15 protein-coding genes are annotated in these 13,172 nt (G+C 42.7%); 14 read left to right on the top strand and 1 reads right to left on the bottom strand.

Annotation, left to right across the window (positions count from 1 at the left end):
* The first annotated feature begins 63 nt into the window (after nucleotides 1–63).
* From AU255_RS08385 to AU255_RS08415, 7 genes are read left to right on the top strand one after another with little or no spacing between them, the layout of a single operon-like run.
* On the top strand, nucleotides 64–1,416 hold the full coding sequence (locus tag AU255_RS08385) for a V-type ATP synthase subunit B (RefSeq protein WP_080522454.1): 1,353 nt from the start codon (nucleotides 64–66) through the stop codon (nucleotides 1,414–1,416).
* Nucleotides 1,409–2,011, top strand: coding sequence for a V-type ATP synthase subunit D (locus AU255_RS08390; RefSeq protein WP_080522455.1), 603 nt, complete (start codon nucleotides 1,409–1,411; stop codon nucleotides 2,009–2,011). The genes AU255_RS08385 and AU255_RS08390 overlap by 8 nt, the downstream gene beginning before the upstream one ends.
* Entirely contained in the window at nucleotides 2,012–3,811 is a 1,800-nt protein-coding gene (locus AU255_RS08395) for a V-type ATP synthase subunit I (RefSeq protein ID WP_080522456.1), read from the top strand.
* Nucleotides 3,811–4,266 (top strand): ATP synthase subunit C, encoded by a 456-nt coding sequence (locus tag AU255_RS08400; RefSeq protein ID WP_080522457.1) that lies wholly within the window; start codon nucleotides 3,811–3,813, stop codon nucleotides 4,264–4,266. The genes AU255_RS08395 and AU255_RS08400 overlap by 1 nt, the downstream gene beginning before the upstream one ends.
* Before the next feature lie 12 nt (nucleotides 4,267–4,278).
* Entirely contained in the window at nucleotides 4,279–4,968 is a 690-nt protein-coding gene (locus AU255_RS08405) for a hypothetical protein (protein WP_080522458.1), read from the top strand.
* Nucleotides 4,965–5,648: a DUF2764 family protein gene (locus AU255_RS08410; protein WP_080522459.1), complete on the top strand. Its 684-nt coding sequence runs from the start codon at nucleotides 4,965–4,967 to the stop codon at nucleotides 5,646–5,648. Before AU255_RS08405 ends, AU255_RS08410 begins: the two co-directional genes overlap by 4 nt.
* Nucleotides 5,649–5,672: 24 nt before the next feature.
* Nucleotides 5,673–7,493: a V-type ATP synthase subunit A gene (locus tag AU255_RS08415; RefSeq protein ID WP_080522460.1), complete on the top strand. Its 1,821-nt coding sequence runs from the start codon at nucleotides 5,673–5,675 to the stop codon at nucleotides 7,491–7,493.
* A 93-nt stretch (nucleotides 7,494–7,586) separates the two neighbouring features.
* Here the strand turns inward: AU255_RS08415 and AU255_RS08420 are convergent, their stop codons facing one another.
* Nucleotides 7,587–8,567: an integron integrase gene (locus AU255_RS08420; protein WP_080522461.1), complete on the bottom strand. Its 981-nt coding sequence runs from the start codon at nucleotides 8,565–8,567 to the stop codon at nucleotides 7,587–7,589.
* A gap of 479 nt (nucleotides 8,568–9,046) precedes the next feature.
* Between AU255_RS08420 and AU255_RS08425 the strand changes: the two genes are divergently transcribed.
* The 7 genes from AU255_RS08425 (at nucleotide 9,047) to AU255_RS08450 (ending at nucleotide 13,102) form a co-directional block, all read left to right on the top strand.
* Nucleotides 9,047–9,346, top strand: coding sequence for a hypothetical protein (locus AU255_RS08425; protein WP_080522462.1), 300 nt, complete (start codon nucleotides 9,047–9,049; stop codon nucleotides 9,344–9,346).
* Nucleotides 9,347–9,522: 176 nt separating this feature from the next.
* Complete coding sequence (locus tag AU255_RS08430) at nucleotides 9,523–9,810, top strand: hypothetical protein (protein WP_080522463.1); 288 nt, start codon at nucleotides 9,523–9,525, stop codon at nucleotides 9,808–9,810.
* 405 nt (nucleotides 9,811–10,215) lie between these two features.
* Nucleotides 10,216–11,196, top strand: a complete 981-nt coding sequence (ltrA, locus tag AU255_RS08435; protein ID WP_198942572.1) for a group II intron reverse transcriptase/maturase — start codon at nucleotides 10,216–10,218, stop codon at nucleotides 11,194–11,196.
* Nucleotides 11,148–11,483, top strand: coding sequence for a group II intron maturase-specific domain-containing protein (locus AU255_RS21365; protein WP_198942525.1), 336 nt, complete (start codon nucleotides 11,148–11,150; stop codon nucleotides 11,481–11,483). Before ltrA ends, AU255_RS21365 begins: the two co-directional genes overlap by 49 nt.
* Before the next feature lie 135 nt (nucleotides 11,484–11,618).
* The gene (locus AU255_RS08440; RefSeq protein ID WP_080522464.1) at nucleotides 11,619–12,008 is read left to right on the top strand and encodes a type II toxin-antitoxin system VapC family toxin; all 390 of its coding nucleotides are present in this window, start codon (nucleotides 11,619–11,621) and stop codon (nucleotides 12,006–12,008) included.
* Nucleotides 12,009–12,013: 5 nt separating this feature from the next.
* Nucleotides 12,014–12,232 carry a type II toxin-antitoxin system Phd/YefM family antitoxin gene (locus AU255_RS08445; RefSeq protein ID WP_080522465.1) on the top strand — a complete coding sequence of 73 codons (219 nt, stop codon included), beginning with the start codon at nucleotides 12,014–12,016 and terminating at the stop codon, nucleotides 12,230–12,232.
* Nucleotides 12,233–12,367: 135 nt separating this feature from the next.
* Nucleotides 12,368–13,102, top strand: a complete 735-nt coding sequence (locus AU255_RS08450; RefSeq protein ID WP_080522466.1) for a hypothetical protein — start codon at nucleotides 12,368–12,370, stop codon at nucleotides 13,100–13,102.
* Nucleotides 13,103–13,172 lie beyond the last annotated feature (70 nt).

Here is a 13,172-nt window from a genome sequence, read left to right on the forward strand (position 1 = left end):
TGGGTTTTTGATTCACAGGTAAATGATTTCAATTACTAGCTTTTAATTTTTTCGGAGTTTTATATGATTCGACAAATGGTCAGGCATCATAATATCCTTTCCATCGTTGGCAATATTATTACTGTCAGTGTTTCGAGTAAGGAAGAAAGCACTGATGCGGTAACGCGGTTTGGTGATTTAGCTATAGTCGAGGATGAGTTATTTACTTCGATCGCTCAAGTTATAAAAATCGATCGCGACGAAATTGCTTTACAGGTTTTTTTTGGTACGCAAGGGGTTTCTAATGCCGCCTCGATTCGTTTTTTAGGGACAGCCATGAAGGTCACTTATTCGGCAGATATTTTGGGCCGAATATTTAATAGTATGGGAGAGCCAATGGATGGCGGATCCAGACTGGAACATGACCCAAAAGTAGCGATTGATGGGCCCTCTGTCAACCCAGTAAAGCGCATTCTTGCCTCTAAAATGATTCGTACTAATGTACCGATGATTGATGTTTTCAATTGTCTGGTCGAGAGTCAAAAAATTCCTATTTTTTCCGTTTCAGGAGAACCTTACAATGCCTTTTTAGCGCGTATTGGTATTCAGGCCGATGCCGATATTGTGGTGTTTGCGGGATTAGGTCTGATCTTTGATGATTTTCATTATTTTCAGGCGCAGTTTGAAGATGCGGGTGTATTTGCGCGTACGGTGATGTTTTGTAATCTCGCCTCAGATCCGATTGTAGAGCGTTTGCTGGTGCTGGATATGGCATTGGCTGTGGCCGAGCGTTTTGCCGTCGAAGAAGGTAAACGGGTATTGGTTTTAGCGACCGATATGACGGCTTATGCAGATGCTATGAAAGAGGTGGGTATTTCCATGGAACGGGTTCCAGCCAACCGTGGTTATATGGGCGATTTATACTCGCAATTGGCGCGTCGCTATGAAAAAGCCTGTGATTACGATGGCGCTGGTTCGGTCACTATTTTATCAGTGACTACCATGCCAGGTGATGATGTAACGCATCCAGTGCCTGATAACACAGGTTATATTACCGAAGGACAGTTTTATTTGCATGATCATATGCTTGATCCTTTTGGCTCATTATCACGTTTAAAACAGCATGTGATTGGCAGCAGTACCCGAGAGGATCATTCGCAAATTATGAATACCATGATCCGTTTTTATTCAGGCGCGGTGGAAGCGGAACAAAAACAAGCCATGGCATTTGATTTATCGGTGTTTGATGAAAAACAAATCAAATTTGGCGGCTTATTTAGAGAGCGATTTATGCGCCTGGATGTGTCTATCGCCCTGGAAGAAGCTCTGGATTTATGTTGGCAAACACTGGCGGAGTGTTTTGATGAAACTGAATTGTTAATGAAGCAAGTCTTCATCGATAAATACTTTCCCAAGATAAAAAATTCTAATGGCTAGGTTAGCGTACAGTAAGGCATCTTTAAGTAAATTAGGCACAAAACTGAAGCGTTATAAGAAGTTTTTGCCTTCTTTGGATTTAAAGCGTCAACAATTAGCGGCTGAACGTAAGAAGGCGCAGGTACGATTGCAGCAGACAGAATTGGATATAGAACAATGTTATAAACAAACAGCTGCCATGTTGCCGATGATGGCGGATAAAAGCATTCCTGTGGCAGATCTGGTTAAATTAACACAAGTTGAAATAGGCGAAGAGAATGTGGTCGGTGTGCATGTCCCGGTATTGGATAAAATGACTGTTGATATACGGCCGTACTCACTCTTTACTGAACCGCATTGGGTAGATCAGCTAGTCGTTCAGTTGAAGCTTATGATGGAATTAAAAATACGTCAGAAAATTGATGCTCAACGTGTTGAAATTTTAGGCCTGGCACTTAAAAAAGTGACTCAGCGGGTTAATTTATTCGATAAGGTATTGATACCGCAAGCCCAGCAGGATATCCGTAAAATTCGTATATATCTTTCGGATATGGATACAGCTGGCGTTGTGCGCGCTAAAAGTACCAAACAAAAACGTCTTAGAGAGGCTGGTTAAATGGCTATTGTATCGCTTAATAAAGTAACTCTCTGTGGGCTAATCGCTGATAAATCGCTTGTTTTAGATAAGCTGCAAAGTTTGGGTGCAACGCATCTTATTCCCCTGGCGGGCAAGGTAAGCAAGTCTGATAATGTGCCTGCGCACAATATTGAAGATGCGCTGACTGCGTTAAAGTATTTGCAGCAATGCCCCAAAAAGCGTCATCAAGTGACACAGCCTGAAGGTTTTGAATTCAAAACTGTCGTGCAGGAGGTTGTGTTGCTGAAAAATACTTTGCTTGATTTATTAGACCAGCACGAATTTTTACAGCAACGCATTAAAGAAGTTTCCTTATGGGGAGATTTTTCCTTTGCTGAAGACGGGCAATTGCAGGGTTATAAACTTTGGTTTTATATTGTACCGAAGCGCTTAATGAAAGTTGTCCGTCAGGTTGATATGATTTGGCAAATGGTTAATCAAACCAATACGGATGCTTATGTCGTTGTTATAGCGAAAGATGAACCAGCAAGTAAAGCGATGCCGGTGCCTAGAACGCATGTCGGCAGTTTATCTTTATCTCAATTACGTAAAGATCTGGATGATACTGAACTAGCGATTGAAGATGCTTATGCCAAACGTGAATACTTAACGCGTTGGATGTCGTTAATTATGTTAAATTTGGCGGCCTATGAGAATCAGTCGGCTTTAGATGGCGCGCATTTACTTACTCGAGACGAGCCTGATGTTTTTGTTGTACAGTCATGGGTTGCTGTAGAAGATATACCGCGAATTGAAAAGTTTTCCAATGAACATCGCCTGGCGTTGTTAATTGAAGACCCGGATGGCGTGGAACAGCCACCGACCTTATTAAAAAATACCACAACGTTTGCCGGCGGTGAAGAAGTAGTGAAATTCTATCAAACGCCAAATTATTATAGTTGGGATCCTTCCATTGTGGTGTTTTTTTCCTTTGCCTTGTTTTTTGCCATGATCCTGTCCGATGCAGGTTATGCTGCATTGTTTATGAGCATTTTAGCGTTTAAATGGCAGCGCATGGGACGCACAACTCAGGGTATGCGTTTCAGGATGTTACTGTTTTTTACCTTAGTCACTTCTGCCATTTGGGGAATAATGGTCGGTAGTTACTTTGGCTTTGCGCCCGCTCCAGAGCAATTGGCCGCGAAGTTACATGTTCTGGATATGAATGATTTTGACGCCATGATGCGTATTTCTATTTTCGTCGGTGTGGTGCATATTGCTTTGGCAAACCTGGTGCATGCCTATCAGCTTAAACATAAAACAAGGCGGTTTGCAGCTTTAGGCTGGGCTTTTTTTGTCGTCGGTGGGTTTGTATATTGGCTGGCGCAATCCAGTGAAAGCAATATTTTAGAGCAAACGGCTTATGGGCTGTTATCTGTTGCGGCTTTTTGTTTATTATTATTCAGTGGTGAACGTAAAATTCAGAAACCGTTGGATATAGTGTTACGTTTATTTGATGGGATTAAAAATTTAACCAGTATTACCAAAATATTTGGTGATGTTTTGAGTTATATGCGTTTATTTGCCTTAGGACTGGCAAGTGCGTCTTTAGCTATTACATTTAATCAGCTAGCTGAGCAGGTTTATCATGCGGTGCCGGGTATGGGTTTATTATTCAGTATTCTTATTTTGCTCATTGGGCATACGCTGAATATTATGTTGGGCATTATGAGTGGCGTAGTGCATGGTTTGCGCCTGAACTTTATTGAGTTTTATAACTGGAGTGTCTCTGATGAGGGCTATCCGTTTAAAGCATTTTCTAAAAAAGAGGGTTATTAATGACTGATTTTATTGTTGTTTTAGGTTGGATAGGCTTGTATGCACCAATGGCTTTAGGTGCTATAGGGAGTATTATTGGCTGTGCGACAGCCGGACAGGCCGCTATTGGCGCAATGTTAGATACGGACAGCGGTTATGGTCGTTATGTGGGTGTCTCTGCCATGCCTTCGTCGCAGGTTATTTACGGTATTGTCGTCATGTTTACCTTAAACAGACCAGTAACAGCAGACGTGTCTCCGGGTTTATTTGCCATTGGTGTGCTCGCTGGAATAGCCTTAATGGCGAGTGCTATTTATCAAGGTCAATGTTGCGCATCGGCGATTCATGCGACTAAATCCAAGCCAGAAATTTTTGGTTTATCGATTGCTCCTGCGGCGATTGTTGAAGGTTTTGCGGTTTTTGCCTTTATCTTTGCGCTAGTCATTAGCGCCAATATTCCTCAGGCTGTAGCATAAGGATAATCAGGTATGAGTGAGCAAAATACAAAAGTCACCTCGTCGGGTGTAGAAAGTTTAATTGAACGTTTACGTGAACAAGGCGTTTCTGCGGGACAAGAACGGGCGGAAAGTATTGTTATCGATGCGCAGAAGCGGGCGGAATGGATTATTGAAGAAGCTGAGTTAGAGGCGCAACAAATAATCGATAAGGCTAAACAACAAAGTGATGCCTTACGTGCCGCAGGTGAGGATGCATTAAAACTTGCTACTAGAGATTCTTTGTTAAAGTTACGAGACACATTATTGGGTAGTTTTAGCAAAGAAGTGAAACGTGTCGTCGGGCAAAAAATGGAGCAAGATGCTTTTTTGGAGCGCTTGATCTTACAGTTGGCCGGTAAAGTACGCGAGCAACTGGACCTGGAATCTAAAGAGAATATCAGTATTTTCCTGCCAAATAATCCGGTCGGAGTTGATGAATTGAAGAATAATCCTGAAGAGCTGAAGGTCGGAACTCTAACGCATTATACTGCGTCTATTGCAGCGGATATGTTGCGTAAAGGTGTATCGATACAGGTTTCTGACGATGTTAGCAAAGGCTTGTCAGTGCGGCTGGAAGATGATGATATGGTGGTTGATTTTACCGAAGAAACAATTTCAGACTTATTGCTGGAGCATTTGCAGCCTAGATTTAGAACGCTCTTGCAAGGTATTGTAAAGTGAAACAAAAAACGGCTTATACGATGCTAATGGCAAGTTTGCCGCCGCATCCTATGTCTTTGTGGGATTTTAAGCGTAAGCCAGTGACCCGTTTGCGCCTGGAGCGCCAGTTAAAATTATTAACTGAACAGGATAGCCAGCAATTAGCCGCCATAGAAAGTATTTTGCACTGGGCAAAAATACAACAAGCGAACAGTGATGCCGAGATTGCTATTGAAGCAGATCGTGTTATCCAATCTATTCATAACCCCTTGTTGCATGAGGCTATTATCTGGCGCCTGGAGTTACGTATTATTGTAACGGCGATCAGAAGACGCAAATTAAATCACCCCCCGCCTGAAAAACATGAGCCCTGGGGTTATGGTCAGGTTCTGCCGTTGATTCGCAATAACTGGCAGTTAGATGATTTTGGTTTAAGTCATCGCTTTCCGTGGGTAGCAAAAGCTCAGACATTGTTTGCAGCAGATCAAAGTGTTGAGCTGGAAAAGCTGTTGTTAAATTTGAGTTGGCAGCATTATGCACGCATAGGTCAAGCCCATTATTTTGATTTTGAGGCCGTTGTACTTTATGTATTGCGCTGGGATATAGTCAACAGATGGACCCAGTGTAATGAGCAGGCGGCAATGCTTGAATTTGAAGCATTAGTAAATCGCGGCTTAGGTGATTTTTTACAAACAGCCTAATTGATTAGAGGTTTTGAGAGTTAAATGAATAACACAACTAACGCAAGTGCAAGGGTTGTATCTGTCCAGGATAGCCTGGTATCGATAGAAACATTAGCTGGAAGTAAACAGCCTTTAACCAAGAATGAAGTCGTGTATATCTTACCGACACGCAGTGAAGCGAAATATCAGGAACGATTAAAAGCCGAAATTTTGCGTATTAATGGTTCAGTAGCCGATGCGCAGGTTTATGAAAGTACGGCCGGCGTTGCTGTCGGTGATTTGGTTGAGCAAAGTGGAGAAATGCTGTCTGTAGAACTCGGCCCGGGCTTATTAGGTCAGGTGTATGATGGGCTGCAAAATCCGCTGGATAAACTGGCGAGTGAGTTTGGCTATTTCTTGCCCAGAGGCGTTGAGTCTCCGGCTTTGGATACTAATACCAAATGGGCCTTTACGCCAATTGTACAAACGGGAGCCGTATTACGTGCCAGTTCAGTGATTGGGACAGTGCCGGAGAGAGGCTATACGCATAAAATAATGGTGCCTTTTGATATCCAGGAAGAAGTCGTTATTACCTGGATTCAGGAAGGCAACGTAACGGTTGATGAGCCTGTAGCAAAAATCAAACTGGCATCAGGTAAAGAACGATCGCTGACATTAAAGCAGCGCTGGCCAGTACGTAAAGCACTTCCTAAAAATCTGTTAAAACAGAATATTGCCGTACGTAAATATCCACAAGAGCCGTTAGTCACGCATTTGCGCCTTATTGACAGCTTTTTTCCCATTGCAAAAGGTGGAATGGGGTGTATCCCTGGACCTTTTGGTGCGGGAAAAACTGTTTTACAGAATTTAATTTCGCGTAACTCGGATGTCGATATCGTTATTGTTGTTGCCTGCGGCGAGCGTGCCGGAGAAGTGGTGGAAACCATTACCGAATTCCCTAAGCTCAAAGATGCCAAGGGCGATACGCTAATGGATAGAACCATTATTATTTGTAATACCTCATCTATGCCCGTTGCTGCACGAGAAGCATCCATTTATACCGGCATAACCCTGGGCGAATATTATCGTCAAATGGGTTTGAATGTTTTACTGATTGCTGATTCAACCTCACGCTGGGCGCAGGCGATGCGTGAAACGTCGGGGCGACTGGAAGAGATACCCGGCGAAGAAGCCTTTCCTGCCTATTTGGATTCCTCTATCAAAGGTATTTATGAGCGTGCTGGCGTGATCCGAACCGCCGATCTAAGTGAAGGTACTTTAACGATGATTGGTACCGTTTCGCCAGCGGGCGGAAACTTTGAAGAACCAGTGACACAATCAACCTTAGGAACAGTAAAGACCTTTTTAGGTCTGAGTGCGGCGCGTGCTTATAAGCGTTTTTATCCTGCAGTGGATCCGCTGTTGTCCTGGTCGCGCTATTTAGAGCAATTACAACCCTGGTTTACGGAAAATTTGTCGCAAACCTGGATAGGTAATGTGCAGCAATTATTAAAGCTGCTGCGCAAAGGCGATGAAATCTCTCAAATGATTCAGGTAACGGGCGAAGAAGGTGTTTCCACTGAGGATTTTGTTATTCATCAACAGGCTCTGTTTCTGGATATGGTCTATCTGCAGCAAGATGCTTTTGATCCTGTCGATTTAGCCGTTCCCTTGCAAAGGCAGCAAGAGAGTTTAAATACGATTGTCAAGTTAGTAGATACTGACTACCATTTTACTGACAAAGATGCTGCGCGCGATTATTTCACCAAACTGACGGGCTTATTTAAAAATCTGAATTATTCACCCAGTAATTCTAATGAGTATAAAGACTATAGTGAAAAAGTAGAGGCATTAAGAATTTCTGTTATGCATGATAAGGCTTAAAGCAACACAAAATGTGATAACTTGAAGCCGGCTTTGTTATTAAAGTTGGCTGCTTGTTCTATAAACGCGTACTTTAACTTACAGATTATTGCGCTACAAATCATCTAGTGGACTCACTACACCTTCTCCGCCTTGCTGTAACACATGCGTATACATCATCGTCGTCTCTAAATCCTTGTGTCCAAGCAAAGATTGAATCGTCCGAATATCTGTACCGCGTTGTAACAAATGAGTCGCAAAGCTATGCCGAAAAGTATGCGCACTCACTTTCTTGGCAATGCCGGTTTTGCGCACCGCTTGTTTAATCGCCTTATTCACTGCGGATTGATCAATATGATGTCGTCGAGTAACGCCGCTACGCGGATCGACAGATAAATTACGACTGGGAAAGACATACTGCCACAGCCACTCTTTTTCTGCATGAGGATATTTTCGCGCCAATGCATACGGCAGATAAACAGCGCCCAAACCTGTCGCTAAATCCTGTTCATGAATCGCCTTAACCCGCTCCAGATGATTACACAATAACGGCGCTAAATTTTCTGAAAACGGTGTGACCCGATCCTGCATTCCTTTACCATTGCGCACCGTTATTTGTTTAAAACCATAATCAATATCCTGTACGCGCAAACGAACCGCCTCGGTAATGCGTAAACCACTGCCATACAATAATTTCACTACTAATTCAGCGGTGCCTTCCAGCAAAGCCAGTACTTGCTTAACTTCTTCACGGGTCAAGACAACAGGAATGCGTTTTTCTTTACCTGTCCGTGCAGCTTCCACACCGTCTAAAGGGCACTCAAGTACCCGCTTGTACAAGAAAACCAGGGCATTAAAGGCCTGATTCTGTGTGGATGCCGCCACATTAGCCTGAACAGCTAAATGCGTTAAAAAATCCTCGACCTTCTTTTCAGGCGCAACCAATAAAGCAGCCCGCTCCTGTAAATGATGGAAGCGGATATAGCGTGTAATCCAGTCGCAATAGGCGCGCTCTGTATGAATAGAGTAATGCAGACGCTGCAGAGTATCTCGGGTTTCCTCCAGCAGGCTTTTTCCAGGATTCATAGTTGACATAGATATTAAAAAGACTTATGTTGACAGTTAATTTCCAGATTTATCGGATAATATCAATTATCAAGGCAACATGACAGGATAAATTGGATAGCAGGTAAATATGCCTGATTTTTCGGTCAATACTTAAAAGAAACAGGGCAAAAGGTCAGGATATTAATATCCTGTCAAATATGCCTGATTTGTCGGTGAGTACTGTAGAATATCAGGGCTAATGTGCCTGATAATAATATCGTTACCCGCGCCACTCTGCTGAAGCTCCGTGGCGCGGGTAACGCCGAGTTGAGGTGAAACCCCTCAAACGATGTTGCCATCGTCACCCTACGCAAGCTCCGGGAGCCGATAACAAATCGTTCGAGGCGACCAGTTTGCCCGATAATACATCCCGCCAGGCTGATTATAGGGCAAACTGGCACCTCAACTCGGCGTTAGGAGATCGTTCCTCCCAGATCTCCTAGCATTTCAAACCAATAGGGAGATAAATGGAAAACGATATGAAAATGAGATTAGCTACTATTTTTGCAACCGCAGCGTTTGCCACATTTTTCATGGCTGCGGGTGCCCAGGCTGCGGAGTGTGAAGTCAACAAATCTATCTTTGCAGACGACAAATGCACCTGCCCGCAGGGCACCGCAGCGAAGCAGGTTAGTGCAGGGTATCGACAATGCCAACCAACGGATTGTCCTGTCGACAAATCGATCTTTGCGGGCAATAAATGCGTTTGCCCGAAGGGAACCTCAGCGAAGCAGGTGAGTGCAGGGTATCGCCAGTGTAAGAAATAAGCTTGTAGCCGGGTAGGGTGCGCATCGCGCATCATCAACGCTAACGAGCGCATCCAGCCGACTGCTAAAAAGTACCGCTTGCTTCGCTCGCAGCACTTTTAGCGGCGGCTGATGCATACGTTATGAGTCAAAAGTCGTTTAGGTTCCGTGCCTACTGAAAGTGGAAAGTTCAGTGATTGTATGCTGTAAAGCAGGGCGTTAAACTGGCAGCACCAGGCATCATCGTAAAAGTATTAGCAAAGTTTCGTATCAGCCGCAGTAAAAGCAAAGCAATAATATTAAAGGACGGTGTATTAATGATTTTCAGTATTTGGTCCGCAGCTCATAACAAATTGCTCAATGATCGCCTGCGGTTGGACGCGCAAAATGCCGCGCGCCCATTAGCAAGGCGTGTGTGTCGGGCATGGCACAGAACTAGAGAGGTGCAAGTCCTCTTGCCAGGTATTCGTGAAGCCGAAGGCTAGCGAAAGGACAAGGTTAATATCGTGAGGTATTGGCTGAAGGAAGTACAACGCAAAGTTGCGGGGTGACGAACAGGAACTGGATATAAGGTGTGACGTATTCGAGACCAGTGGGCACGTGACCATGAAGTCTTCCATTCACGCAAGGGATACGTTTTATAAATCCAGCATCTACGCAACGAAAGCTCTGTGCCTTACCCCGAGAGATCTGTTATATGTGCAAGGAAAGCACTGAAATCAAAGCAATTTGATTTGATCGTATAACAGAAGTCAGCAGAAGACATAGTAGGTGGTTCCTTCCTTGTACCACTGAAGGTCAGAACATTATTGGAGAATGAATAAGATGAAGTATTACGCCGTTTTCACAGACCAGTGGACGCAATCTTTCAATTAGAAAGGCAAACCGTAATGGGAAAAGCTTATACTCATAGCTCCAGCGAAGAACTATCATTGATGGCGCAAGTATTAGAAAGAAACAATCTACTGCAAGCGCTAAAACAAGTTGTCCGTAACAAAGGTGTTGCTGGTGTTGATGGAATGACAGTAGAAGAACTGCCTGACTATCTTACACAGCACTGGCCAGACATCAAAGCCAGACTGGAGACAGGAATATACAGTCCACAGCCTGTACTGCGAATAGAAATTCCCAAAGCAAACGGCAAGAAGCGAAAATTGGGTATCCCGACGGTCATAGACCGAATGATACAACAAGCCATCGCCCAAATTCTTAGCCAGCGATGGGAGCCGCAATTCCATCCCAACAGCTATGGGTTTCGTCCACTGCGGAGTGCCCAACAAGCGGTATGCACTGCACAAAGCGAAATAAACAATGGCAAGCAATGGGTGGTTGATCTTGATCTTGAATCCTTCTTTGACCGTGTGAATCATGATAGACTCATGAATACATTAAAGAGCGAGATCAAAGACAAAACACTGTTGCGATTGATCAATAGCTACCTCAAAGCAGGCATTGAAATTAATGGACAGTATGAGAAAACAACAGAAGGCGTTCCACAAGGAAGCCCGTTATCTCCATTACTAGCCAATATAGTGCTGAATGAGTTAGATTGGGAGCTGGAAAAGCGAGGCCACATCTTTGTTCGCTATGCCGATGATTGTCAAATCTATGTAAGCAGTCAGCGAGCAGGTGAACGGGTAAAACAGAGTATAACGTACTTTATAGAACATACCTTAAGACTCAAGGTCAATGAAAGCAAAAGTGCGGTAGATCGCCCATGGAAACGAAAGTTTCTGGGTTTTACCTTTAGCCCACGCCGAGGACATAAATTGAAAGTCTCCGAAGCAGCATTGGAGAAGCTCAAATATACGGTGAGAGGGCTATGTCGTCGAACACGAGGAAAATCACAAATCAAATTATTGCGGAGCTAAGAAAGTCCCTGCTTGGTTGGAAAGCATATTTTGGTATAGCCGAAGTAAAGAGTCCGCTACGTGATATAGATAAATGGATAAGACGGAAGTTACGGTGTTATTTATACAAACAGTGGGGTAGGTCAGGCTACCGAAAGCTCAGGAAACTAGGTGTCAAACGGCAATTGGCTTGGAACACAGCTAAATCAGCGCATGGCCCTTGGCGATTGAGTAATAGTCCAGCTTTGACTTACGGCTTGTCGAATAAATACTTTACAAACTTGGGGCTACCTTCATTGGTAGCATGATATGAAACGTAATAATGAACCGCCATGGTACGTGATCCGTATGCCTGGTGGTGTGGGAGGAGAGGTGCTGTGAAGCATCTCCCTATCCCGATTAGCCTCTTGTAAAAAATTGTAGCTGTTGTACAATTGTCAGTTATGAACATTGTCACAGATACAAATCTATTTTTAGCAGTGGCTCTTAATGAGCCAGAGAAAACAAGAATTATTCAGCTTACCTCGAATAGGAACGCAGTAGCACCAGAGATATTGCCATATGAAATTGGTAATGCACTTTCTGCAATGATTAAACGGAAACAAATCACTCATGATGAAGCGTTTTCAACATTTGAAGTAGCAAGTAAAATTCCTGTGCGGTTAGTTCCAATTGATATTGTTAAAGCACTAGAGCTAGCATTAGAATTCAATATCTATGCGTATGATGCTTACTTTTTGCAGTGTGCAAAATCACTATCACATCCATTGTTCACGTTAGATAAAAGAATGAAACAAGTTGCCATTGATCTTAATATTGAAGTTTTGGAGTAATTGAAATGCAAGTATTTACCTATTCTGAGGCACGTCAAAACCTTTCTAAATTATTAGTTCTTGCTCAAACTGAAGAGGTCGAAATTCGCAGGAAAGATGGCTCTATATTTTCACTTGTATCAAAGGGAAAGCCGTCAAAGTCACCTTTTGATGTGCCTGGGATAAACACAAAAGCAACTACGCAAAATATTTTAAGTGCTGTTGAAGAATCAAGAAAAGGCTAACAAAAAGTTCCAGTTGACCGTTGGCAGCGCAGTTTTTTTCAAAAAGTCATTGTATATCAAAGCCCTGCGTGTTAACAGAACTCATCGAATATCTGCCAACGGCCACTGAACTTGGCGTTATGAGAACTAAATTAAATGATAGATTCTGAATATTTCTACGACCGGAAATTTAAGTTGCTACTTGAAGATTCAGTTTTCTTATTGAAAATGGCTATAGAAACTTCCGTTGAAGGTTATTCTCCGAAAGAATGGTCTTTAGTGCGTTCATCTATATATAGTTCATCACTATTGTTGGAGTCTGCTGCAAATTGTTGCATCAGCACTCTCAGTCTTTCTAGTAAGTATCTTAAGGATATAGATAAGCTCCCTGTACTTAGTAAATTTGAGTATTACTTACAACAAGTCAATTCAGAAATGAAGTTTGATCGAGGTTGCCTACCCGTACAACAGGCTAGCGAATTGATTAACACAAGAAACTTAATTGTTCATCCTAAACCTTATAAAAACAAATGGGTAAAAAAAGATGAGAATACTAAGTCAGTTGACCTCGGTGAAACAGCAATATTAAAACTACCAAAAAGTTTTTTTGTCTTAAAAAATACTCATGGTCTAGTTGCCTTAAAAGCAGCAATGTCATTCTTAAATTATTTCTTTATAGATCTTTGCAAATATACTGATAATCAAGTTCGTAACATACTTGTCAGCGACATTGAGTACCCACCACCATCTAATGTTAGTTTTGCCCACAATCCAGATTGGATCTGGCTTAATGATGAGTGGGGTGTAGATGTGGATTTTTTAATTGATGTAAAAATGGTTAAAGATGCAAATAAACGTTTCCGAGAACATTTAAGATCTCAAGAAAAGTAAAAAACACTGGGGTCAGGTCTTTAACAAAACAAAGGGTCAGGTCTTTAATCTATGATTATCTCTTTAAATA

This window comes from Methyloprofundus sedimenti, from assembly GCF_002072955.1.
GTDB lineage: Bacteria > Pseudomonadota > Gammaproteobacteria > Methylococcales > Methylomonadaceae > Methyloprofundus > Methyloprofundus sedimenti.